The organism is Rhizobium sp. BR 314 (genome assembly GCF_047445805.1).
Lineage (GTDB): Bacteria > Pseudomonadota > Alphaproteobacteria > Rhizobiales > Rhizobiaceae > Rhizobium > Rhizobium lusitanum_B.
In genome coordinates, this window is the sequence record NZ_JARWLA010000007.1 from 220,370 (window position 1) to 243,924 (window position 23,555).

Sequence of the window (23,555 nt, forward strand, 5' to 3'; positions counted from 1 at the left end):
AACAAGGCCATGAAAGCATGACCCATCCAAGATTCCTGTCCTTTTCGAGAAACGGCCGTCATGGTTACGGGCTTGCGGTCGACGGCGGCGTCGTCGACCTCTCCGCCCGCCACGGCGCGTCATGGCCGACACTGCGTGAGGTGATCGAGGCCGGTCGCCTCGTTCAGCTCGCAGAGGAAGCCAAGACGTTGAAGCCGGATTTCGCACTGGACGACATCCGCTTCGAAATTCCCATTCCGTCGCCGGAAAAGATCATTTGCGTCGGGGTCAACTTCCCCGACCGCAACGAGGAGTACAAGGATGGGCAGGCTGCCCCTTCCAACCCCTCTCTCTTCATCCGCTTTCCGCGCTCGTTCACCGGCAACGGCCAGCCGCTGATCCGGCCGCCGGAAAGCCCCCAGCTCGACTACGAAGGCGAGATCGTCATTGTCATCGGCAAGGGTGGCCGGCGGATTGCCGAGGCCGATGCCTTCTCGCATATCGCCGCTCTTTCGCTTTGCAATGAAGGCACGATCCGCGACTGGGTACGGCACGCGAAGTTCAACGTTACCCAGGGCAAGAACTTCGACAATACAGGCTCTATTGGCCCCTGGCTGATCCCCTTCACCGATGGCGCCCAGCTTGACGACATTGAGCTTAAGACCCGCGTCAACGGCGAGGTGCGCCAGATCGACCGCACCAGCCGGATGATCTTCTCCTTCCGCAAGATCATCAACTACATCTCCACCTTCACCACGCTCGTTCCCGGCGACGTCATCGTGACAGGCACGCCGACCGGCGCCGGCGCCCGCTTCGACCCGCCGATCTGGCTGAAGCCGGGAGATGTCGTCGAAGTCGAGGCAGATGGCCTCGGCATCCTGAAAAACACCATTGCCGACGAGGTGCTCTGATGCTGTCGCAAAATGAAATCCAGGCCGCGGCGGAAAGCCTCGATCTGGCCGAGCGGACGCGCGTCCAGACGGGGCTCCTCTCGCTGAAGCACCCGCAGATGACCATGGACGATTCCTATGCCGTCCAAAGCGCTTGGGTGACGAAGAAGATCGCAGCCGGCCGCAAGCCGATCGGCTGGAAGATCGGGCTGACGTCGAAGGCGATGCAATATGCCCTCAACATCAACATTCCGGATTCCGGCGTGCTCTTCGAAGACATGGTCTTCGAGGATGGCGCCACCGTGCCGGCCGACCGCTTCATTCAGCCGCGCATCGAGGCCGAGATCGCCTTCGTCATGAAGGCACCGCTCAAGGGGCCGAACGTCTCGATCTTCGATGTGCTGAATGCCACCGACTACGTGACCCCCGCTCTTGAGATCCTCGACACCCGTATCCTCCGGGTCGACCCGGAGACGAAGAAGGCGCGCACTATCGTCGATACCATCTCCGACAATGCCGCCAATGCGGGTATCGTCACCGGCGGCCGCGCGGTGCGACCCGACCAGATCGACATGCGCTGGATGGGCGCGATCGTCAGCCGCAACGCCGAGGTCGAGGAAACCGGCCTTGGCGCCGGCGTCTTAAACCAGCCTGCACGCGGCATCGCCTGGCTTGCCAATCGGCTGTCGCAATATGGCGACGGTATCGAAGCCGGTCAGATCGTTCTTGCCGGTTCGTTCATCCGCCCGATCGAGGCACGGCACGGCGATACGATCACCGCCGATTTCGGTCCTTACGGATCGGTCAGCCTGTTCTTTGCCTGAAGGAGTGAGACATGCCTGCGCCCAAGAACCTCTTTAAACAGGCACTGAAGGAAGGGCGGGCGCAGATCGGCCTCTGGCAGGCCCTCGCCAATGCCTACACGGTCGAAATCTCAGCGGGCGCCGGCTACGATTGGCTCCTGCTCGACGCCGAGCATGCGCCGAATGACGTGCCGCTCCTCGTCTCGCAACTGCAGGCGATGAAGGGCACGGCGAGCCACGCGATCATCCGTCCGACGATCGGCGAGACCTGGATCATCAAGCAGATGCTCGATATCGGCGCACAGACCCTGCTCATCCCGATGGTCGACAGCAGGGAAATGGCCGAGACCATGGTCAAGGCTGTCAGATATCCGCCACATGGCGTGCGCGGCGTCGGTGCGGCCCTTGCCCGCGCCTCCGCCTTCAATCGCATTCCCGATTATCTGCCGACGGCCAATGACGAGATCTGCCTGCTCTTGCAAGTGGAAAGCCGCGCAGGGCTTGAGGCGCTCGATGCCATAGCCTCGACTGAAGGCGTTGACGGCGTCTTTATCGGCCCCGCCGATCTCGCTGCCGACATGGGCTATCTCGGTAGGCCGGGCGCGCCGGAAGTGCAGGCGGAGGTCGAAAAGGCGCTTGCGAAAATTCAGGCTCATGGCAAAGCGGCTGGCATCCTGATCGGCGACCTCTCGCTGGCCAAGCGCTATCTCGAACTTGGTGCGACGTTCGTGGCGATCGGCAATGACGTCACGCTTCTCGCCAATGCCACCACCAAGCTTCTGGACGATTTCAAAAAGGTTGAAGCAGCAAAACCGCCTGCTGAAGCGAAGGTATACTGATCTCCGCGGATGCCTCTCGTAGTCGGCGGGAGGCGTCTGCCAATCACACGGTAGAGGAGCAGTGCGATCAGACGCGTTGTGCACGCTCAGTCAAAACGGACTGCACAGCTGGACGCGACGCCTGCGAACGCATCGGCCATGATGCTCAAGAAATCCAAGAGGAGGAAACATGCGTTTCAAGAACAAGACGGCCCTGATCACCGGTGGCGGCACGGGTATCGGCGCAGCGGTCGCGCGCCGCATCCGCGAGGAAGGCGGCAATGTCGCGCTCGTCGGACGCCGTCCCGAGCCGCTTAGAAGCGTTGCCGAAGAGATCGGCGCAACTGTCGTTGCAGCCGATGCTGCCGATGGCGCCGCGATGAAGGCTGCCGTGGAGAAAGTCGTCGAGACCTATGGCGGGCTCGACATTCTGATCGCTAATGCCGGTGGCCACGGTGTCGGGCCGACGGTCAGCATGTCGGACGAGACATGGGATCTTGCCGTTCGTCTAAACCTCAACACCGCATTCGTCAGCGCGCGCGAATCCCTGCCCCACCTCATCAAGAACAAGGGCAACATCGTCGTTCTCGCCTCGATCGCCGGGCTCTTTGCCGGGCCGGATGCCGCAGGCTACGTCACCATGAAGCACGGCTGCATCGGCCTCGCGAAATCGCTGGCGCGCGACTACGGCCGCAAGGGCGTACGCACCAACACCGTCTGCCCAGGCTGGGTCACGACCGCCATGGCCGACGAACAGATGGAATTCATCGTCGAGAAGTACAAGCTGAACAGCATCGAGGAAGCCTATGCGCTCGTCACCAAGGACGTGCCGCTCGGCCAGCCGGCAACCGCCGAAGACGTCGCCAATGCTGTCTGCTTCCTCGCTTCGGGTGAGGCTTCGATGATCAACGGCGCGGTCCTGACCGTCGACGGCGGCGCCGGCACCGTCGATCTGCCGACGCTGGCATTTGTGGATTAAGGGGGAGGAAACGCGCATGAACCAGAATCCAAAAGATTGGAAAACCTACGATCAATTCGCCTATGGCATCGACACGAACCGGCTGCCGGCGACGGATGCCCTTGCCGGCTCGTCGCACAAGGTCGCCTTCAACGACGGCCGCAAGCTCGAGCTTGCCTTTGGCAAGGAACACGTCAAATGGTCCGACGGCAAGGACAGCGCCACGGATAAGGCCGAAGTTATCGAAGTCGCGCCGAACACCTATTTCGTCGAGATCGTTTTTGCCGGACGTTCGAAGGAAGCGGAAACGCTGATCCTCAATGTCGAGACGCGTCGCGCCCTGTCGATCTACTCGATCGTTCGCGAGCTGAAAGATTCGGTCGGCGAGCCGCAGGTGGCGCAGATCTTCCGTCCCGGCATCATCGAGGGCGGTGTTGTCAGCGGTCAGGCTCCAGCTGAGAGCCGCGACCTGATCGGTCTCCGGGCACACTTCACCTACAGCCCCAACCATGTCTACGAGCACACGTACCTGTCGTCGCAGCGCTATGCCTGGCAATGCCTCGTCGGCGTTCAGCGCGGCCATGGCGACGTCGATCTGACCACCACCTACAAGTTCGACGAGAACCAGTACATCTTCACCTTCCGCGAATTCAAGATCGCGGTCGCGTCGACGTTCTTCTACAATTTCAATGACATGCGTTCCACAGGCAAGTTCCTCGGCATTACTGGCGACGGACGTATCCAGAATAGCCCGGCCGGCGCGTTCATTCGCAAAGCCTCGATGACCTACTACCTGCCCGGCCAGGAACCAGTGTGAAGGACAGCACGATGCGAACAGCTTTCGAAATTGTGAAGGCGCATTACGACGCCAATCTTCGCCGCGACATGGATGGCATGCTGGCCGACATCGCTCCGGATTGCCACTGGACCGAGATGGACGGCTTCCCCTGCGTCGGCACCTATGTCGGCCCGCAGGAAATCTTCAAGAACGTCTTTCAGGCGCTCGGACAGCTGTTTGACGGATACACGTTCACGCTCGAACGGCTCCTCGACGCCGGCAACGACGTGGTCGCCATCGGCGAATATACCGGCACCAGCAAACAGACGGGCAAGCCGTTCAAAGCTCGCGTCGTGCATGTCTGGGGCGTGGCGCAGGATAAGATCCGCCGGTTCGAACAGTTCACCGATACGCTTCGGGTGGTAGAATCGATGCGTTGATCGGTCGAGGCGGCCGGGACTCGACGTCCGGCCGCCTCTTTTATACAGCCGCGGCCCTACGCCATTGCGAGGGAGAAACACCGAAGCGATTGCGAAAGGCCCGGGAAAAATGTGCGCTTGATGAAAAGCCGAGCGCAAACGCAATTTCGGATATTTCGCCCGCATAGCCTCCGGCATCCCGCAACTGTGCGGCAGCCTTCTCCACGCGTAAATTCCAGATATAGTCCGAAGGCGTCAGGCACTCGACCTCGAATGCCCGATAGACATAGCGCACAGAGCAGCCCATACGGCGCGCGATCATTGTAATGGTCAGGTCCGGCCGCTCGACATTGCTTTCGATGAACTCCTTGATCCGCTGCAACAGCAGAGCCAGCGGATTGGCAACCGGTCTTGCCGGCTGCGTATCCGCGCCGATCACGGTGCGAACGAGATCGATCATGGTCTGGCCGATGCCGGCGCGCCTAGCTTCATCGAGATGGCCGATCTCATGCATGGTCGATTCCATCAACGACAGCAGGATGCGGCACATGCCGTCCTGCTCCGCATGCGCCGTGAACGGCCTCGCCAGCCGCTCGATGGCGCTGTGGGAGAGCGCATGCCGTGGCAACTGCAGCAGAAGCTGGCGCACGGGCGTGCTGTTGGTCAGCACATAGGGCCGACGTGGGTCATAGATGACCAGAGCATCGGATTGCACCGGGGCACGCTGTCCGCCCTGCATCAGCGAAGCAATACCCTCAGTCTGCAGGATCAGCTTGATCGCGTCCGGATCATCCGGTCCCGCCGCGACGCGTTCGCCGAAAACGATATGGCGATCGGCCTCCAACCGCGTCAGCCGGCAGGCGCCAAGCATCGCTGAGACCATGCGGCTCTTGTTCTCGTCGGCAGCGCCGAAATCAAGACGGACATTGCCGAAGAGATTGCGCGCGAGGCCGGCAAAGTCCTGCCCACCGGCAATCTCGACATGACGTTGAAGCGCTGCAGCCATCGTAGAAGCCCTCAAGATGTGAGATATCCGCCGTCGACCGGCAGGCAGGCACCCGTGACATAACGTGCCGCGTCCGAGGCAAGGAATATGATCGCATCTGCGACCTCATCCGAAACGCCCCATCTGCCAGCCGGAATACGTTGAAGAATGGGGCCGGAAGCAGCTTCGTCGGCGAAAAGCGCGCGGCTGAGCGGCGTGACGATCCAGCCCGGCGCAACCGCGTTGACGCGAATTCCGGCCTGCGCATATTCCTGCGCCAGCGACTTCGTTAGCTGCACGATCGCGCCCTTGCTGGCCGCATAAGCCGGGCGGTCGGCTGCTCCGAAGGTGGAATACATCGAAGCGATGTTGATCATAGCCGATCCGACCTGCATTCGCGGACGGGCGAGCCGGCAACAATCCATGACCGAAGTCAGGTTGATCGCCATAACCTCGTCGAACACGGCCTTCGACCATTCGCCCCGATCGCGGCTGACGCCCGTGCAATTGACCAGGATATCGATGGCTTCGACGGATGCGAAGAAGGCTTCCAGCGCCCCCGGTACGAGCACATCGACTTCATGGTTTTCGATCCCCGGCACTGCGGGCGCCTTGGACGCGCCGAGACCGCAGCTGAGAACACGGGCACCAAGTGCGGCAAAGCCGTGCGCGCTGGCCGCTCCAATGCCCGATGTGCCGCCGGTCACGACGATCGTTCGCCCGGCAAAGAGATCCGCAGAAAACGTCATGGCAACTCCCTTCTGTCAGCTGGCAAGGTAGGCGCCGTGGAGAATGTCCGGTTGCGCCTTCAAGGTCGCGGCCGAGCCGTCGAAGACGAGACGCCCACGCTCCAGAACCAGGGCCTGATCGGCAAGATCAAGGGCAAGGTTGGCGAACTGCTCGATCAGGAGAACGCCGATGCCGCCGGCCGCTGCGATCTTGAGCGCCTCGGCCAGCCGCTTCACGACGGCAGGCGCCAGTCCGAGAGAAAGCTCATCGACGATCATGAAGCGAGGCTTGGCAACGAAAGCCTGCGCCATCGCCACCATCTGCTTTTGGCCGCCAGACAAGTCCGATGCCGATTGGCGGCGGCGTTCGGCAAGTTCGGGGAATATTTCGTAGGCGCGCTCGAGCCCTTGCTTGCGGCCACTGGCCGACGGATCAAGGGCGGCCACGAGGATGTTGTCCTCCACGGAGAGCTGTCCCAACACGCGATGCCCCTCCGGCACAAGCGCAAGGCCCGCACGGCGAATGCGATCAGGCGCAAAACCATCGAGCTTGGCACCATCGAGGTTCACCGAGCCGCCGCGCGGTAAGACGCCCGCCATGGCCATGACGGTGCTCGACTTGCCTGCGCCATTGGCGCCAAGCAACGTCGTGACCTTACCGGCAGTCACCGAGAAGGAAACATCATGAATGACGCGCTTGCCGCCGCGCTCCACGACAAGATTCTCGACGCGGACTTGTGATGTACCGGTCATCTCAGAACTCCCCCAGATAGGCGCGACGCACATTGGGATCGGCAAGCACGGCATGGGTCGGACCGAGCGCCAGAAGCTTGCCGTAGTCGAGCACCATGGTCTCGCTGCACATCGAGCGGATCAGATCGACATCGTGATCGATGATCAGGACCTGTGCCCTGAACTCCGCCGGGATGCGGAGAACCAGTTCTCGAAATGCTTTGCCCTCCTCCTCGGTCAACCCTGCCGCCGGCTCATCGAGCAGGATGAGCTTCGGGTTGCCGATCAAACACTTGGCAAGCTCGACGAGACGACGCTGAAACAGATTGAGCGATTGCCCCAGGCAATAGGCAACCGAGGTCAGACCGACGAAGGCCAGAGCCTGATCGACCGCGCCGGAGCGATGTCCCACAGACACGACATGATCGGCGATCGCAGAGATATTGCCGGCGACTGTCAGATCCTCGACAACCTGCTCCGTCTGAAACGAACGCCGCAGGCCGGCGCGCACGCGCTGAAGCGGCGACATCGACAGCAACGCCTGCTCGCCCAGCGACACCGTGCCCTGGATCGGGCGGACGAAGCCGGAGAGCACATTGAGCAGCGTGGTCTTGCCGGCACCATTCGGACCGATGAGGCCGGCCACCGGCGCCGTCAGCACGGCGCTGAGCTCGTTGATCGGCTTGACGCCGCCAAATTGCACTACGAGATTGTCGATCTTGATCATCGATCCCTCCCCAGGGAAAGCTTGTTGCCGAGCCAGGCGATCACAGCCGATACCTGACCCGCAATACCTGTCGGAGCGGTCGCCAGAGCATGGAACAGCGCCATGCCGAAGATCCCGATCGTCACATAGCCGTCGATACCAAGATCGGTCAGAAGCGCCGGCACTGCCCGCAGGAGAAGACCGGCGATCAAGGCGCCGTACCAGTTGAAGACCCCGCCGACGATCGCCAGCGAGAAGAGATTGAGACTATCGAAGGCGCCAAAGGCGCGGCCGTCGAGCTGGCCAACATTGCCGGCAAGCAGCCCGCCGGCGAGACCGGCCAGAAAGCCGCTGAGCGCAAAGGCCCACGCCTTGTAGATCAGGACATTGACCCCACTTGCTACCGCAACCGTCTCACCCTTGCGGATCAGCGCCCAGGCGCGACCCGGACGAGCAAGCTTGTGCCATTGCGCAACCAACAGACCGATCGCCGCCGCCACGCAGACATAAAGGAAATAGGCGACTTCGCCCTCGGCGATAACGGGTCTCGCCAGCATTGCACGTCCCGAGCCATCTGCACGCCCAAGGAAGCCGGGACCACCGTCCGGAAAGCCCCAGGCGCTGATGACGATCTGGAAGGCACCGGCCAGCATCAGCGTTACAAGCGCCAGATACAGACCGCGCAACCGCAATGCCGGTACGCCGAAGGCCAACCCTACCACTGAGGCGACGATGCCGCCCGCGAGCAGGCTGACTTCGAAAGGCGGATGGAAAGCATGACCTATACGCAACGTCACCCAGCCGCCGACACCGACAAGCGCAAACTGGCAGAGCGAGACCAACCCGAGCTGGCCGTAGAGAATGGCGAGGCCGGCAACGGAGAGCGACAGGGCAACGGCTGATGTTGCCGCCGATAGCCAGAAGGAATTGGCAATGAGAGCGACGACGAGCGAGAAGATCGCCATCGTCATCGGAACATGCAGTAGCTGCTTCGGCAGGCGCACCACCGATATGCCTTCGGCGTTGGAGGCGATTGTCTGATCTTGAACGGTCATCGGTCTTTCAACGCGGCTCGCGCCGTGCCTCCCAGGATCGTGACTGCAACGAGCGCGATGACGAAGGGTGCAGCCGCGCGATAGGGCGAGATCCAAGCGATCGGCGTCAGCACGGCCTCGGCAATGCCGATCAGAATGCCGGCGACGGCCGTTTCCCAGAGCGAGCGCAGCTGCCCGAGGATCGCCGCCGCAATCGCCGGAATAACGAGCAAGGTCAGAAACGTTCCCTGCAACCGCACAAGGTCGGCAAGCAACAGGCCAGCGAGGCCTGAGAAGATACCGGTGATGACCCAGGCAGCAGTTTCCGTATAAAGGATGCGTACGCCGAGGACTGCGCTCAGATCACGGTCATTGGCAAGAGCGCGCATATCGAGGCCGAGGCGCGTGCGATTCAGCAGCAATGTAATGGCAATGACCATTACGACCGCCAATATGATGGCGATGATGCGCGTATAGGTCAGGCGCACAGCAAAGAGGGTCACAAACATCTGGTCGGTCGGGAACTGCAACCGGCGCGGCAGCTCGCCCCAGATGACACCCATGACGGCGATCAAAAGGAGAGCCGGCGCCAGCGTCCCTACCGCGCGCACGACGATATCGCGATGCGACAGCATGGGCGCGAAGATCCGGCCATAGAGAAAGCTGATCGTGGTGGAGACGGCAACGGCCGCCAGAATGGCAACGGCGAGCGGCATCTTCCACTCCAGCAGTTGCCAGGCACAATGGGCGCCGATCGCGCCGAAAGCGCCGAAAGCAAAATTGAGAACGCCGGTCGCTCGAAACAGAACGACGAGCCCGACACCGGACAGTGCGTAGACTGCACCTATTCCCAGCCCGGAAATGACAAAGGGTAGAAAGTTCATGGATCGATCCTCTCGGGTCGCTCGGTTCCGCGGCGTCAGCACCGCGGAACCGATGGCAAGCTTCGGGGCTTAGTTGAGGCCGGCCGACTTTTCGAAGGCGCGGATATCCTTCAGTTCCGGATCTGGCGATGGAGCGCAATCGGAGACGACCTTCCACTTGCCGCCTTCGGCAACCGCCATGCGTGTCGTCGAATTGGCATTGTGACGCGGCTGGCCGTCGCCATAGTACCAGGGAGCGCAGAAGATATCGCTCTTGAAGTCCTTGATCTGCTTCACGGCCGCGGATGCGGTCTCGCGGTTGATCTTGGCAGGATCGAGCGTCATCAGTGCCTTCTCGGCGACGCGCGCCGCCAGATAGCCGGCCTGAGCGAAGGTGTCACGCGGGTCCGACTTCTGGCCGTATTGATCCATCACGGCGAGCCAGTTCTGATTGTCCGGCGTGGTTGCCTCGAGATCATTGAACTCCATGTTGACATAGAACTTGTCGTTCCAACCCGGGCCGATGGTCGACGGAACCGAGAGATCATAAGCAGAAGCAGCGCTCAGGAAGGTGATGGATTGGTTCAGACCCTGCTCTTCGGCTGCGGTCAGAAGCGGCACCGCAACGCCCTTTGAAAGGCCGAGAACGATAACGTCGGGCTTGCTTGACGCTGCCTGCAGGATGACGGACGTCGCGTCGGCAGAGCCCGGATCCATCAGGATCGTCTGTGCGGCGAAGCCCTTTTCCTTGGCGAGCAAAGCGACGCCATCGCAGGACCACGTGCCGACGTTCGGAATGTTCGGGGCGACGCAGACTACTGACTTGGCATGGAGCTTGTCGAGCGCGTAACCCATGGCACCCAGCATCGAGACGCGCGGTCCGGCATTGGTCGGAGCGATATTGCCCGCAAAGAAGCATTCGCGCGGCACGCCGACACCGGCCAGCACCAGAATACCAGCCTTCTTGTAGAGCTCAGCATTGGCGCCGCATTCGACATAGCTCGAGTTGCCGACCATCAGCACGGCTTTCTGATCGTTGACGAGCTTGGCCGCCAGCTGCGCCGCGATCTCCGGGTTCCATTGGTCGTCCTCGACCATATACTTGACCGGCCGGCCCTTGATGCCGCCATTGGCGTTGAGGCAATCGAAATAGGCCTTTGCCGCCTTGGTCGAGTTCGAGAAGTCGTCCGGGCCGGTCTTGCCGGTGATGGCGCCGATGACGATCGGCTCGCCGGTCGCCGGCTTGCCACTATTGTCGCCGCAGGATGCGGTCGCGTGTGCGCTGAACGCCGAAACGAGCGTCAGGAAAAGGCTGATCGCCAGCCCTCTGAGATTGATAGGCATTTTCTCCTCCAGTTGTTGTCCCCGCTCCCCACGGGATCTTGATGTCTGCGATCTCGGGCTCAGCCCGAAATCGCCTTTCCTGTCATGAAGGCGGCAGCCTTTGCCGCAATCATCATCGTCGGGGCGTTGGTATTGCCCGAAACCAGAGTCGGCATGATCGAGGCGTCGCAGACCCGTAGCCCCTCTATGCCGCGCACCTTCAGGTCCGGCCCAACCACAGCATTCGGATCGTCTGCCCGGCCCATGCGGGCCGTGCCGGCCGGATGGAACACGGTCTTGCACGATTGGCGGATGTAGTCCCGCAACGCCTCCGGGTCCTTCTCGACACCCGGCTTCGGCAACACCCGACGCTTGACCAGCTTGGCAAGCGCCGGTGCATCGAGAATCCGGATCGCGGTTTCGACGCCGCGCACCAAGGTCTCGATATCGGCGGGATCGGAAAGCAGATTGGCATTGAAATCCGTCTGCTCGGTCGGATCGGCACTTTTCAGCCGGATCCAGCCGCGCGATCTCGGCCTGAGATAGCAGGGGCCGATGCTCAACCCGTGACCAGGTTCCGGGTCGCGATCGATGAAGCCGATCAGAACCGGCAGGACGTGAAACTGCACGTCCGGCTGACCGGTGCCTGACGTATCGACAAAGCCACCACACTCGACGACATTTGATGACAGAAGCCCGCGATGGGATGTCAGATAGCGCAACATGTGGCCCGCCGCCCGCAGACCCTTGTCCTGTCCGAGGATCGAGATCGGCTCGTATGTTTCCCCCTGCACGGGCACTTCCAGGTGGTCCTGATAGTTGGTGCCAACGCCGGGCAGATTAGCGACGACCTTGATACCGAGCGATGAAAGATGCTCCGCATCGCCGATGCCGGATAGCTGCAGGATCTTCGGCGTTGCAATCGCACCGGCGGTCAATGCAATTTCGCGCTCCGCTTTAAAGATCGTGCCGTCGAGCAATTCAACACCAACGGCCTTTTTTCCTTCGAACAACACGCGAGCCACCTTGCGCTGCGTCAGCACAGTCAGGTTTGGCCGTTTCTCGGCGTCGCGCAGGAAGGCTTGCGCGGAACTCCAGCGTCGGCCCCCGTAGGTCGTGCTTTGATAGAAGCCGACACCGGCCTGATCCTCGCCGTTGAAGTCGTCATTGTGCGGAATGCCGATTTCGGTCGCGGCCTTGATGAAGGCCTCGCTCAGCGGGTGGCGGTGACGTGGATCCGAGACGCGCAGGCCGCCATTGTTGCCGTGATACTGACCATTCAGTCGCTCGTTGTTCTCAAGCGAGCGGAAGGCGGGAAGGACGTCGTCATAGGACCAGCCCTGGCAGCCCATTTGCGACCAGGTATCGTAGTCGTTGCGATGACCGCGAATATAGATCATCGCATTGACCGAACTGCCGCCGCCAAGCACGTTGCCCTGCGGCGTGATGCTCGGACGCCCGTTCAAGCCTTTGTCGGGGTTCGAGGCGTAGGGATGGATGTCGATCCCCTTGCCCAACACCTTGAAGAAGGTCGCTGGGATATGGATCCAGGGATCCGCATCCCGCCGGCCCGACTCGATCAGCAGAACCCTGTGGGCGGGGTTCTCCGACAGCCGGTTCGCCAAAACGCAACCAGAGGATCCACCGCCAACGATGATATAGTCGTACGTCGCCATGTCTTAGCTCAGCACCGTCTGGATCGTCGTGAATTCCTTCAGTCCCTCGGCACCGAACTCGACGCCGAGGCCGGATTGCTTCACGCCGCCGAAGGGTGCGTTGGGCTGAATGGTGCCGTGCTTGTTGATCCAGACAGAGCCGCATTCCAGCTGCATCGCATAGCGCTTCGCCTTCTGGGCATCAGCAGACCAGACAGAGCCGCCGAGGCCGGCGGGATTCTGGTTGGCGCGCGCGATCACCTCATCGATATCGCTATAGCGGATGATCGGCAGGGCCGGACCGAACTGCTCCTCATCGACCAGCCGCACACCGTGATCGACATCGGCCACAAGCGTAATCGGATAGAAATATCCAGGCCGATCCATCGGCGCACCGCCGGTCAGGATGCGGCCGCCATTGGCACGCGCATCATCGACGAGCTCGCGCACCTTGTTGAACTGCATTTCGTTCTGGATGGGGCCGAGAATGCTCGTTTCGTCGAGGCCGTCGCCAACGGCGATCTTGCTCGCATAATCGGCAAGCCCGCGGCATACCTCTTCATAGATGCTGTCATGCACGTAGAGGCGCTTCAGCGCCGCACAGGTCTGGCCATTGTTGATGAAGGCACCCCAGAAGAGGCCTTCGACAATTGCTTTCGGGTCTGCATCCGGCAGCACGATACCCGCATCGTTGCCGCCGAGTTCCAGCGTCAGCCGCTTCAGGGTCGCAACCGCCGACGCCATGACCTTCTTGCCGGTTTCCGTCGAACCGGTGAACGTCATCTTGGCGATGCCGGGATGAGCGGAGAGTGCTGCCCCGATGCTATTTTCGCCGGTAATGACGTTGACGACGCCGGGCGGGAGAACTTCATTCATGATTTCGACTAGGCGGATGGTCGACAAGGGTGTCAGCGGCGACGGCTTGATGACAACAGTGTTGCCGGCGCGTATGGCCGGGACAATATGCCAGCAGGCGATCATCACGGGCCAGTTCCAGGGCGTGATCGAACCGACGACGCCGATCGGCTTACGATGCAGCTCGACACGGCCTTCATTGTCGTCCTGAAGCACCTCGACCGGCAGGTCCAGTTCGGCGGTGTGCCGCGTCCAGGCGAGTGCGCCGCCGATTTCGAAGCGCGAACCAAGACCATTGAGCGGCTTGCCCTGCTCCCGGGTCAGGATCTGAGCGAGTTCTTCGGCATGTTCGTTGATCTTCTCTGCGACCGCGCGGCACGCCTTGGCGCGCTCCTCGTTCGAAACCTGAGACCACGCTGCGAAGGCTTCCGCGGCCGCGGCAACTGCGCGATCAAGATCCGCTTCGCTGCCGAGCGGCATGTAGCCGACAACATCTCCGCTTGATGGATTTGCGACCGGCGCATGATGGGACGTGGCAACATGCTCGCCGCCGATAAGCAGGGTATACTGCTTCACGATATTCTCCTCCCGTGACTTTCGAGAGGACTATGACTTTTGCCGCAAGACCCGTCTTGGGGAGAAACGCGCCTCGTCTTGGACTGGAACGCAGACTGCGTTTCAGTCCAATCGATGCGCCGGTTCGGCGCCGCGCAGCAGCTCGCTCGGAGCGCAATCGAACAGCTCCTTGAAGCTACGATTGAAATAGGAAATATCGTTGAAACCGGCGGAGTAGGCGACTTCGGCTATCGTTGTCGGGTTACGCCGTTCCTTGAGTTGCTCGATCTTTTCGCGTGCAAAGCGTAGGCGCTTGTCGCGAATGACGGTCGTGCAGGTCATGCCCATTCCCTGGAAATCCTGTTGCAGCGTACGGATCGACACGCCGAGCCTTGTCGCCAACCATTTGGCGTTGAGGTCGGTATCGGTCAAGTGCTTGTCGATCAGGATATCCACCATCTGCATACGCTTGCTAGCACTGTCGTGCAAAGAGTTCAGATTGGTCGCCTGGGCGCTTGTCGACAGAAACGCCTGACGGGTCGTATCAAACATCAGCTGACGCAGATGCGGTGAAGCCACATCGTTTTCCGGCGTAGTCATCATCTTTGCGATCAGCGCCCGCAGCATCATCGCCATCGGATCGGAGGCGACAAGCTTGCGCGCGACGTCGAAATCGACCCTGCTGTTGGAATACATCAATTGCCGGGGCAGATGCAGCGAGAGATGGTTGGAGAAGTGTCCACGGAAATAGAAGGTTGTGGGACGCGTGGAGTCGACGAGAATGCACTCGCCGACGTCAAGAATGTTCTGCTGGCCGGAATGCTCGACGCCACAGACACCTTCAAGCTGCAGGATCAAGAACAGGTGTTCGTTCGCATCGCGCCGGATATCGTCCCAATCGCGGTGGACATAATCGAGGTCGTTGGAGACATGGGCAAACTCCATGCCGCATACATCGATGCGGCTTGCCATGCCGACGACACTATCGCCGCGCTTGACCGTATGCGGGTTGAAATTCCCGCAAATGCTCCGCAAGCCGTCCGCCCATTGATCATAAGGCGTTGGTGACCAGCTTCGTTCGATGAGGCTGCGATTCTGCAACAGGTCCAACTCTGCCTCCCAACAGTATCAGCACTGATGAAGACTGCTACAGTTCCTCCGGTCCGTCAATTAAATACTTAACACATTAATGAAATCGAAGAGATATCACTCTTCACCGACTGAGCCGTTCTCAAGCTTCAACGACGCCAACTCCGCCAGCATGTCGAGAAGCTGCTCCACGCGCTGTACGCCGAAGCGGGCGTCGATATCGGCATAGACCTTCAGGCTCTCCGGCATAACTTCCGTAACGAGGGCCTCTCCCGCCGGCGTGATCTGCAGAAGTACTCTGCGGCCGTCGGCTTCGTCCTTGTGCTTAGTGATAAAGCCACGCTCCTCAAGCAGCCGTATCATCCGCGTCAGGCTCGGCGCCAGAATGGATGCCTTGTCGGCCAGTTCGGTGGCATCAAGCTTGCCGCCCTCGTAGAGGACACGAATGACGCGCCACTGCTGTTCGGTAACATCGTGCGCTGCCAGGATCGGTCGGAAATGGCTCATGACCGCTTCGCGGGCGCGCAGGAGCCCGATCGCGAGGGAACGGCGAGGCTCTCGCAGCGGCAGCTTGGGCTTTACCGCCGCAGTATCGAATGCTGATGCCTGTCCGGCGTCGCTGTCTGTCTTGTTCGGCATCGTTTCCGCATATTTGCTAAGGTCACATTCCCATTGATTAACATGAGAATTTTTCAAAGCAAGGTGGTCGGAAGAGCAAGGCTCATCCGACCACTGAAACACCATGCAGCAGCACCCGCCTCGGGGCTGACCTATGGCACCTGCACGAGGCGCCCGCTGCCTCTAATCTCGGAACGTCGCAGCACCGGATGCCCATATAGCTCGACATTGCCGCTTCCGCGGATCGATATGTCGGCGTCCGTCGCCGCAGCAACCTGCGCGTCGCCGCTGCCGCGGACTCTGATTTTGACCGACTGGGCGGCAAGATCCTTGAGGTGGGCGGCACCGGAGCCGGCGACATCCAGATCGACGGACCGAGCGATGCCGGCGGCCTTGACACTGCCACTGCCGGAAATGCTCAGACGCAGATCGTCTTGATCAAGCTGCGACAAGACAAGGTCTCCGCTGCCGCGAACCTTCCAATCGGTGACGCGCGGCCCGGACAAGGCGACATCGAACTTGGACATGGACCAGCCCGGATTGCAATCCAGGCTCAACCGTCCGCCTTCCAGCCGCACGTGGTCGAGAAGCGCAGCGTTGCCGCTAATGACGGCCTCGGCTTTGCCGCCCGGCTGATATCGAACGGAAGCGGGCATATCGATTGACAAGCTGCCATCCGAATTGAAAGGCAGGACGATCTGCTGCTTGCCCGCCCCCGTTGAACCACACGCGGATTGTATGCCATCCCACCAATATCGCGCGTTGGCCAGATCCGGCCCCGAAAGCCCGAAGCCCACGGCAAGAAAGACAAATGCGCAAATCAATCCGGCCGTGGCGACAGTCGCCAGTTTCCCGTTCATTGTCCATTCCTCCAACGATGTCAGACGCGGCGCTCAAACACGATTTTCGGTTGCCTGCGCCAGGCGGAAATGCAGGCGGGCATACTGCCCCAGCATGCGGATACCCAAGCCAAGCCCCATCAGCAGCAGCGCGCCACCACCCACGAGGGCACTTACCAGCCCTGCCCCTATAAGGAGGCGCGCCAACATGCCGACGGTCGGCAGGCCGATGTGAAAAAACACGGTCGTGAACACGATCTTCAGACCGACAGCGCCGATGGCAACGAGTGCGATTGCAAGACCGAACGTGACGAAGACCGCAGCGAACAACAAAGGCAGCAGAAAGAAGATATCGACGATGGCAAGTCCGGCCAGCGCCATCATCGCCGCCAGAAGGTTCGGCATGCTCCAATGGGCTTCGAAACGGCGCAGCCCCGCATCGGCTCGCAGTTCCCTGGCGATCCTGGCTGGATCGCCCAGCGCCACCGCGACCTCTTCGTCACTGCGACCCGAGGCCTGGGATTCCGTGAAATAGGCCGTGTAGTCGGCAACGATATCATCGACTTCGCGAGGCGGAAGCCCTGTAAGGCCCAGTCTCAGCGTACGCAAAAAGGCATCCCTGGTCATGGCTATTCCTCAAGAAGTTTGTCGACGGCGCCCGCAAGCGAGCGCCAGTCGCGACGATGGGCCTCGAAGATCGAAAGTCCCGACGGCGTAAGCCGGTAGTATTTGCGCGGCGGCCCATTGCTGGACTCGACGATGCGGGTCGCAACCAGGCCGTCATTCTGCATCCTGCGCATCAGCGGATAGATCGTCCCTTCCCCCATCCCAACGGCTGCAACCAGCGTGCTAGCAATCTCGTAACCGTAGCTCTCGCCCCGCGAGAGTACGGCAAGAACGCAGAGATCGAGAACGCCCTTGCGCAGTTGAACTTGGATCGAGTCGGTCATGAATGCCTCAGCTTTGAGGTATGCATATAACAAGCTATCTGTCTATGCAAGGTACCGGAACGGCGGCCGTGAACTCCTGACTAGAATCCTGCCCGAAACGGTCAGATTTCCGGTGATCGCGCCTCCTTTGACCGCTTCGCGAATGTGGCGCTTCAGCCGCTCGCCCTACCGGAAAACACCGGAACATGAACGCAAGCACGACCAGGACGAGACAGCGAAAAACAACGATATCAGCCAGCAGCCGATTGCCGACAGCGAAGATCACAGCCCCAAAGGCATCATGGACCATCTGCCGATGGTCCATGATCGCGCCACGAGCCGGCGTACGTTTAACGGCGGAACGTCAGATGGATGGTGCCACTCGGCGCCGTTTCCGACTTGACCGTGTAGCCGGCCTCCAAACCACGCAGATCGTCCCACAGGCGGATGCCACGTCCGAGAAGGATCGGCGTGATTGCGACATGCAGACGATCGACAAGACCCGCCGTCAGAAAGTCACGAACGACCGTTGCGCCACCGCCAATCCGCACATCTTTTCCGCCCGCCACCTTTTCCGCCCGCTGGAGCGCGTCGATCGGCCTGGTATCGATGAAATGGAACGTGGTGCCGCCGGCCATTTCCAGGGTGGGTCGGGCCGTGTGGGTCAGAACGAAGACCGGAACCCTGAAGGGCGGCTCTTCGCCCCACCAGCCACGCCAGTTCGGATCATCGGGAAAGTTATGAAGCCCGAACATGCCGGCGCCCATGATTTCGGCGCCCACATTCTCAAAATACTCTCTTGCATAGTCGTCATCGATGCCGGTGGTACCGGCCCCGCTTGCATCCTTGAACACGCGCTCTCTGAACGTCCGCGTTGCGGTATATGCGCCGACGAGACGCGGCCAGTCCTCGCCGAAAGGGACTTCGGGTGTCTGGTCCGTCGTTGTCGCGAAGCCGTCGAGCGAGATCATGAGATCGACACGAACTGCCATTGGAGCTCTCCTTGTGAGTGGTTACGTAGCCGCTTCCATCTTAGACGGACTAAATACTAAGGCAAGTGCCTAAGTTTTCTTGACCAACGCCGCAATTCGTTTTAGGAAATGGCATGCCCTATCATTCGACGCCTCTCGACCTCGCCTTTCATGCTCTCAGCGACCCCACCCGCCGCGCTGTTGTATCGCGGCTGGCCGAGGGTGAGGTTCCCGTCACGGTCCTCGCCGCGCCATTCGACATGGCGCTGCCCTCCTTCGCCCAGCATCTGAAGGTGCTGGAAGATTGCGGGCTGATCGCAAGCGAAAAGCGCGGCCGCAGCCGCTGGTGCAGGCTGGTGCAGGCGCGGTTCGACGAGGCGGCAGACTGGATGGAGGCGGAGCGCCGGCGCTGGAGCGAGCGGCTGGACCGGCTGGAAGTCTACTTGGATAAGACGAGAGAGGATGAAGAAGAACATGACAAATCCGTTTGACACTTGGGCACTGGATCGCGAAATCGTGCTGGTGAAGGTCCTGAATCACCCGCGGCAGAAGGTCTTTGCCGCCTGGATGGACCCAAGGGCGCTGGCCCAATGGTATGGCCCGACCGATCTCAAAATCGAAAACCATGAGGCCGATATCAGAGAGGGTGGAATCTGGAGGTTCGACATGGTCGGCTTGTTCGAAGGGCAGGAACGTCGCTTCGCGAACCTCGTGCGCTTTCTGGAAATCGTGCCGAACGAGCGGATCGTGATGGATCACGGCACGCCCGATGCAAATGACCCCGACCGTTTCCGCGCCACGGTGACCTTTGATGAGCAGACCGACGGCAAGACGGTGTTGACCATGCGCCAGCTCCATCCGAGCCCGGCACGTCGCAAGATCGTTATCGGCTTCGGCGCTGTGGAATACGGGTTGCAGACGCTGGATGGCCTCGCAGCATGGCTGGACACCTGAACCTTTTGTCGATCAGGGCCGCGCTCATAAGGGCGATGGCCGAAGTGGTGAGCAGATCGAGCTGCGCTTGATTGCGCAGCTTCAATCCCGCTGATGGGACCGGATGATCATTGAAACCCGATCGCGAATCCGATCAGATTGACACATGACGAAAACGATAAGGATCGCTGCGGCTCTGCTACTGCGCCGCGATGGAGATACGCTGCTGGTGCGCAAGCGCGGAACCACGGCTTTCATGCAGCCCGGCGGCAAGATCGAGCCGCATGAGGCGCCGGAACAAGCGCTCGTCAGGGAGTTGCACGAGGAGTTGGGCCTTGCGATCGACACCGAGTCATTGGCATTCCTCGGCCACTTCGAGGCGCCCGCTGCCAATGAGCCCGAGCATATCGTCGTTGCGGACGTCTTCCGCCTGGATGTCGGCGATGCCGCGATTACCGCTGCGGCAGAGATCGAGGAGATCCGTTGGATATCGCCCGCCCATCCGGGCACGATATCCATGGCGCCTTTGACCGAACACCATATCTTGCCGCTTCATCGGCAGTGAAAACCCTTTGGCGAGCGGGGCGGATCCTCGAAACCGGTCCACGCGTCGTCAAAGGGCCATTTAGGCTATGGAGTTTCGATGGTCTTGGCGTTGACGGTAATCGCGCGACCGGCAAACCAGCCATTGATGGCGGCACCAAGACCGAGCAGGACGAACAAAACGGAGCACCAGGCAAAGCTGCCCGTCCAGCCATGGATCATGCCGACAATAAGGGGACCGATGGCTGCAAGCAGGTACCCGACAAATTGCGCCATGCCAGAAAGATGTGCAGCGATATGCGCATCCGGCGACCGCAGCACGATCACGGTGAGCGCCACCGCAATCAATCCCCCCTGCCCTATGCCCTGCAGCACGGCCCAGAACCAGACCGTCCAAAGCGGAGCGAAGAGCAGGCCAAGCAATGCAACGACGGCAAAAGCGCAGAGGACAACGTTGATGACGCGCTGATCCCTGCCTTTGACGGCGATGTGAGGCGCTACAAGACATGAGGCGGCCTGCACCATCACCGACGCGGATACGATTGCGCCCGCGGTGACGCCATCGAGACCGCGTTCGCGCAGGATGGGAACGAGCCAGCCGAAGACGCAGTAAGCGAGCGCCGATTGCAGGCCCATGAACAAGGTCACCTGCCAGGCAATCGGATCAGTCCACAGGCCCGTCACGCGAAAGCCGGTGCGACGGGCCTGGCTGCGCGTTCCGATGACTTGCGGCAACCAGAGAAGGCTGACCGCAAGCGCCGGCAAGGCCCAAGCCGCAAGTGCGCCACCGAGCGATCCGCCGAGGGCATGTTCGAGGGGAAGCGTCAGCCCCGCCGCGCTTGCCGCTCCAGCGCATAGCGCCATCGTATAGCAGCCCGTCATCAGCGCTGCCTTGTCCGGGAAATCGCGCTTGACGACACCGGGCAGGAGGACGTTGCCGATGGCGATGCACGCGCCGGCCAGAGCAGTCCCGACGAACAGCATGGAGATAGAAGACAGGCCGCGTAGCGCCGTGCCTAGGGCAAGCAACAAGATTACGCCGAGCAGAACGCGCTCACTCCCCAAGCGCTGCGCAAGCCTTGGTGCAAGCGGTGAAAACAGCCCCAGGCAGACCACGGGCAAGGTGGTCAGAACACTGGTGCCGAACGAAGAGAGACCGAGCCCGGTTCTGATCTCAGGCAGAAGCGCCGATGCACTGGAAAAGACCGGTCTCAGATTGAACGCAATCAGCACAAGGCTTGCGCCCAGGACAAATCTGCCGATCGGCGATTGTCCGCTGTGAGGCTGCGGTGGTGGAATTTCATCGGCCTCAGCGTCGATCAGGTCGACGGAGGCGGCATTTGGCAAGGAGGTGGTCATGATAGCAACAACCGGTCAAGAGTAGCGATAACGGGAGCCATGAAGCGGCGCACGGCGGCGTCGGCCGCCTCCGGATCGCCGGCCTCAATGGCGTCGACGACCTCGATGTGGGCCTGCATGTCCGGCTCGGGAATTTCAGCATCGAGCGTCGCTTCGATGGTCTGCGCGATCGACATCGAAAAAAAGTCGTAGAGCTCGACCATCGCCAGGTTTCGCGACGCCGCGACGACGGCTTTATGGAAAGCAAGATCGCGTTCGATGAAGCCTAACTTGTCACTCCCGGCGTAATTTCCTCGTGCAGCGAGCAGCGCGCGCAATTGCGAGATCACCTCGGGAGTGTGGCGCAAGGCGGTCAGGCGCGCGGCTTCGACCTCAAGCGCCAGCCGGGCTTCGAACTGATCCCGCAACCCGGCGCGGCGCGCCATATCGAGCGGCCGGCCGAAGTCGGTCGTCGAGCGAACATAGGTGCCGGATCCCTGACGGGTTTCGAGATAGCCCTGCGAGGCCAACACCCGCACGGCTTCGCGGATCGTACCGCGACTGACGGACAGCATCGCGGAAAGAGAAGCTTCGTTGGGCAGCTTCTCGCCCACACCCCAGCGTTGGGCGACAATTTCGCTGCGGATTGCCTCGACGGCAGTTTCGGCAAGCGTCGTTTTGGTCAGAGCGCGCATAGTTCAATTTCATCAAGTCATCTGATGACTTTACGAATATGCGATCGTTGCATCTTCGTCAACAGGCGGCAGCATCGCCCATGAAGGGTGAAAGAACCGGTGATTTCTATCTGCGCAGCCGGATACGGTCGCAATAGAGCAACATGGCGAACCCAATCAGCTCGCGAAAAACCTCCAACAGGTTTAGGATCGTCCGATACCTGCGATGCGAATGAATGCTGCACCAAGAAAAGGGCACCACTTTATTCGATGACGCCGCGCCTAGCCATCAGTGCCAAACCAATCATCGCCACCAGCGAGAATATCGCAGGAAGGTAGAAAACATTTGGCAGACCAAGATATGCGACACCGATACCACCGACACCGCCGCCGAGCGCCATCGCCAACGCCGAAGAGCTCATGAAGATTGCTGAGGCGGTTGCGACGGCATTGGGGAGAAGACGCTGGGCGACGATAAGCCCCAACACCATGTAGAGCCCCCAGACGCCACCCATGAGCGTCTGCCCCGCAAACATGCCAACAGCGGTTGGCCATGCAGCGAAACAGAGATTGGCAACGACACCACACGCTGCGGCGATGCACATGAGCCAAAGCGTACCGATCTGCCGTGCCAACATCACGCTGAACGGCATCAGAATAAGCTCGATCAGGGGCTGGGTGCCGATTACGGCACCTCGCACACCGGGATCGATCCCGAGGTTTTCCTCCATGTAAAGCAGAAGGAAGCCGTATTTGATGGGCTCGCCGGCATAGACCAGGACATAGAGGCCGGTGAAAGCCAGAAGCGGCGCCATATCCGACCAAGTGGGCGAGCCGGCCGCAGCGGCCGCCTGTGTTGCCTTTTTCTTGGGGCTCGGCGAGACGCTCAAGGTCCCCAAGGGCACGATCTGCGCCACGAAACAGATGGCCGTTGCCCAGAACATGGTGCGCAGGCCCGTTTCGGCCGCCAGCCAGGCACCGATGAACGGGCCAACGATCCAGCCCGCCGTCAGCGCCATCCGGATGAGTGCAACCACGCTTTCGTTCGCGCCCGCCGGATTCCTCTTCAGATCGTCATGAATGGCCGTGAAAAGCTGCGATGTGGCGGAGCCGGAGAACGCCAGGACGACGGCACCAATCACAAACGGCATCCATGGTGCGCTCGAAAGCGCAAAACCCACCCATCCGAGAAAGCCTGCCATGGCACATAGCCGGAACAGGCTGAGGCGCTTGCCTGTCCTGTCGGAGTAGCGACCGACCAGATAGCCGGCAACCGGCGCGGTCAGGCCGGTCAGGTAATAAAGCCCGGCTACGGGCATGGATGTTCCGAGTTCTTTGACCAGGAAGACGACGATCTGCGGCAGCGAAGCCGAGGTCCCTAACCCTGAAAGGAAAAGGGCGAGCGTTGCGCCGCGATAGAGCGGCGAAGCCCATACTTGCTGGATTGCGGTCGCCTTGCTGGAGCCTTTGAAGGATTGCGCGTCCATTCCATTTCAATCCGCGGTAGCCGGTTGCCTATCTTGTCTATTCCGGTTCGACG

At 60.9% G+C, this 23,555-nt stretch carries 27 protein-coding genes; 9 read left to right on the top strand and 18 right to left on the bottom strand.

What is annotated here, in order from left to right:
- Positions 1-17 precede the first annotated feature (17 nt).
- The 6 genes from QD461_RS12775 to QD461_RS12800 all read left to right on the top strand — a co-directional run bounded on the left by QD461_RS12775 (position 18) and on the right by QD461_RS12800 (position 4,666).
- Positions 18-890 carry a fumarylacetoacetate hydrolase family protein gene (locus QD461_RS12775; RefSeq protein ID WP_414088098.1) on the top strand — a complete coding sequence of 291 codons (873 nt, stop codon included), beginning with the start codon at positions 18-20 and terminating at the stop codon, positions 888-890.
- Positions 890-1,693 (top strand): 2-oxo-hept-4-ene-1,7-dioate hydratase, encoded by an 804-nt coding sequence (gene hpaH / locus QD461_RS12780; RefSeq protein ID WP_414088099.1) that lies wholly within the window; start codon positions 890-892, stop codon positions 1,691-1,693. Before QD461_RS12775 ends, hpaH begins: the two co-directional genes overlap by 1 nt.
- Positions 1,694-1,704: 11 nt before the next feature.
- Positions 1,705-2,511 carry a 4-hydroxy-2-oxoheptanedioate aldolase gene (gene hpaI / locus QD461_RS12785; protein WP_414088100.1) on the top strand — a complete coding sequence of 269 codons (807 nt, stop codon included), beginning with the start codon at positions 1,705-1,707 and terminating at the stop codon, positions 2,509-2,511.
- Between the two features lie 169 nt (positions 2,512-2,680).
- Complete coding sequence (locus QD461_RS12790; protein ID WP_414088101.1) at positions 2,681-3,469, top strand: SDR family NAD(P)-dependent oxidoreductase; 789 nt, start codon at positions 2,681-2,683, stop codon at positions 3,467-3,469.
- A 16-nt stretch (positions 3,470-3,485) separates the two neighbouring features.
- Entirely contained in the window at positions 3,486-4,265 is a 780-nt protein-coding gene (locus tag QD461_RS12795; RefSeq protein WP_414088102.1) for a MoaF C-terminal domain-containing protein, read from the top strand.
- A gap of 11 nt (positions 4,266-4,276) precedes the next feature.
- A complete protein-coding gene (locus tag QD461_RS12800) occupies positions 4,277-4,666 on the top strand; it encodes a nuclear transport factor 2 family protein (RefSeq protein ID WP_199148280.1) in 390 nt (129 codons plus the stop codon).
- 40 nt (positions 4,667-4,706) lie between these two features.
- Here the strand turns inward: QD461_RS12800 and QD461_RS12805 are convergent, their stop codons facing one another.
- The 15 genes from QD461_RS12805 to QD461_RS12875 form a co-directional block, all read right to left on the bottom strand.
- Entirely contained in the window at positions 4,707-5,651 is a 945-nt protein-coding gene (locus QD461_RS12805) for a helix-turn-helix domain-containing protein (RefSeq protein WP_414088103.1), read from the bottom strand.
- An 11-nt stretch (positions 5,652-5,662) separates the two neighbouring features.
- On the bottom strand, positions 5,663-6,379 hold the full coding sequence (locus QD461_RS12810; protein WP_414088104.1) for an SDR family NAD(P)-dependent oxidoreductase: 717 nt from the start codon (positions 6,377-6,379) through the stop codon (positions 5,663-5,665).
- Positions 6,380-6,394: 15 nt separating this feature from the next.
- Positions 6,395-7,111: an ABC transporter ATP-binding protein gene (locus QD461_RS12815; protein ID WP_414088105.1), complete on the bottom strand. Its 717-nt coding sequence runs from the start codon at positions 7,109-7,111 to the stop codon at positions 6,395-6,397.
- A 1-nt stretch (position 7,112) separates the two neighbouring features.
- Positions 7,113-7,817, bottom strand: coding sequence for an ABC transporter ATP-binding protein (locus tag QD461_RS12820; RefSeq protein ID WP_414088106.1), 705 nt, complete (start codon positions 7,815-7,817; stop codon positions 7,113-7,115).
- Complete coding sequence (locus QD461_RS12825) at positions 7,814-8,851, bottom strand: branched-chain amino acid ABC transporter permease (protein WP_414088107.1); 1,038 nt, start codon at positions 8,849-8,851, stop codon at positions 7,814-7,816. Before QD461_RS12825 ends, QD461_RS12820 begins: the two co-directional genes overlap by 4 nt.
- On the bottom strand, positions 8,848-9,714 hold the full coding sequence (locus tag QD461_RS12830; protein ID WP_184705510.1) for a branched-chain amino acid ABC transporter permease: 867 nt from the start codon (positions 9,712-9,714) through the stop codon (positions 8,848-8,850). The genes QD461_RS12825 and QD461_RS12830 overlap by 4 nt, the downstream gene beginning before the upstream one ends.
- A 69-nt stretch (positions 9,715-9,783) precedes the next feature.
- Positions 9,784-11,037, bottom strand: coding sequence for an ABC transporter substrate-binding protein (locus QD461_RS12835; protein ID WP_414088108.1), 1,254 nt, complete (start codon positions 11,035-11,037; stop codon positions 9,784-9,786).
- A gap of 59 nt (positions 11,038-11,096) precedes the next feature.
- Positions 11,097-12,692 (bottom strand): GMC family oxidoreductase, encoded by a 1,596-nt coding sequence (locus tag QD461_RS12840; protein ID WP_414088109.1) that lies wholly within the window; start codon positions 12,690-12,692, stop codon positions 11,097-11,099.
- 3 nt (positions 12,693-12,695) lie between these two features.
- Positions 12,696-14,102, bottom strand: a complete 1,407-nt coding sequence (locus QD461_RS12845; RefSeq protein WP_414088110.1) for an aldehyde dehydrogenase family protein — start codon at positions 14,100-14,102, stop codon at positions 12,696-12,698.
- Between the two features lie 102 nt (positions 14,103-14,204).
- Positions 14,205-15,191, bottom strand: a complete 987-nt coding sequence (locus QD461_RS12850) for a helix-turn-helix domain-containing protein (RefSeq protein WP_414088111.1) — start codon at positions 15,189-15,191, stop codon at positions 14,205-14,207.
- 96 nt (positions 15,192-15,287) lie between these two features.
- The gene (hpaR, locus tag QD461_RS12855; RefSeq protein WP_414088112.1) at positions 15,288-15,809 is read right to left on the bottom strand and encodes a homoprotocatechuate degradation operon regulator HpaR; all 522 of its coding nucleotides are present in this window, start codon (positions 15,807-15,809) and stop codon (positions 15,288-15,290) included.
- Between the two features lie 131 nt (positions 15,810-15,940).
- Positions 15,941-16,648 carry a GIN domain-containing protein gene (locus QD461_RS12860; protein WP_414088113.1) on the bottom strand — a complete coding sequence of 236 codons (708 nt, stop codon included), beginning with the start codon at positions 16,646-16,648 and terminating at the stop codon, positions 15,941-15,943.
- A gap of 33 nt (positions 16,649-16,681) precedes the next feature.
- Complete coding sequence (locus QD461_RS12865; RefSeq protein ID WP_414088114.1) at positions 16,682-17,254, bottom strand: DUF1700 domain-containing protein; 573 nt, start codon at positions 17,252-17,254, stop codon at positions 16,682-16,684.
- 2 nt (positions 17,255-17,256) lie between these two features.
- Positions 17,257-17,577, bottom strand: a complete 321-nt coding sequence (locus tag QD461_RS12870) for a PadR family transcriptional regulator (RefSeq protein WP_414088115.1) — start codon at positions 17,575-17,577, stop codon at positions 17,257-17,259.
- A gap of 329 nt (positions 17,578-17,906) precedes the next feature.
- Positions 17,907-18,548, bottom strand: a complete 642-nt coding sequence (locus QD461_RS12875) for a dihydrofolate reductase family protein (RefSeq protein WP_414088116.1) — start codon at positions 18,546-18,548, stop codon at positions 17,907-17,909.
- Positions 18,549-18,661: 113 nt separating this feature from the next.
- Between QD461_RS12875 and QD461_RS12880 the strand changes: the two genes are divergently transcribed.
- The 3 genes from QD461_RS12880 (at position 18,662) to QD461_RS12890 (ending at position 20,025) form a co-directional block, all read left to right on the top strand.
- Positions 18,662-19,018: an ArsR/SmtB family transcription factor gene (locus QD461_RS12880; RefSeq protein ID WP_414088117.1), complete on the top strand. Its 357-nt coding sequence runs from the start codon at positions 18,662-18,664 to the stop codon at positions 19,016-19,018.
- A complete protein-coding gene (locus tag QD461_RS12885) occupies positions 19,002-19,481 on the top strand; it encodes an SRPBCC family protein (RefSeq protein WP_414088118.1) in 480 nt (159 codons plus the stop codon). Before QD461_RS12880 ends, QD461_RS12885 begins: the two co-directional genes overlap by 17 nt.
- A gap of 145 nt (positions 19,482-19,626) precedes the next feature.
- Positions 19,627-20,025 (top strand): NUDIX hydrolase, encoded by a 399-nt coding sequence (locus QD461_RS12890; protein ID WP_184705484.1) that lies wholly within the window; start codon positions 19,627-19,629, stop codon positions 20,023-20,025.
- Between the two features lie 65 nt (positions 20,026-20,090).
- Here QD461_RS12890 and QD461_RS12895 read toward each other — a convergent pair whose 3' ends face one another.
- From QD461_RS12895 to QD461_RS12905, 3 genes are all read right to left on the bottom strand, one after another.
- Positions 20,091-21,362: a CynX/NimT family MFS transporter gene (locus QD461_RS12895; protein WP_414088119.1), complete on the bottom strand. Its 1,272-nt coding sequence runs from the start codon at positions 21,360-21,362 to the stop codon at positions 20,091-20,093.
- The gene (locus QD461_RS12900; RefSeq protein WP_184705480.1) at positions 21,359-22,036 is read right to left on the bottom strand and encodes a FadR/GntR family transcriptional regulator; all 678 of its coding nucleotides are present in this window, start codon (positions 22,034-22,036) and stop codon (positions 21,359-21,361) included. Before QD461_RS12900 ends, QD461_RS12895 begins: the two co-directional genes overlap by 4 nt.
- Before the next feature lie 242 nt (positions 22,037-22,278).
- On the bottom strand, positions 22,279-23,502 hold the full coding sequence (locus QD461_RS12905; RefSeq protein WP_414088120.1) for an MFS transporter: 1,224 nt from the start codon (positions 23,500-23,502) through the stop codon (positions 22,279-22,281).
- Positions 23,503-23,555 lie beyond the last annotated feature (53 nt).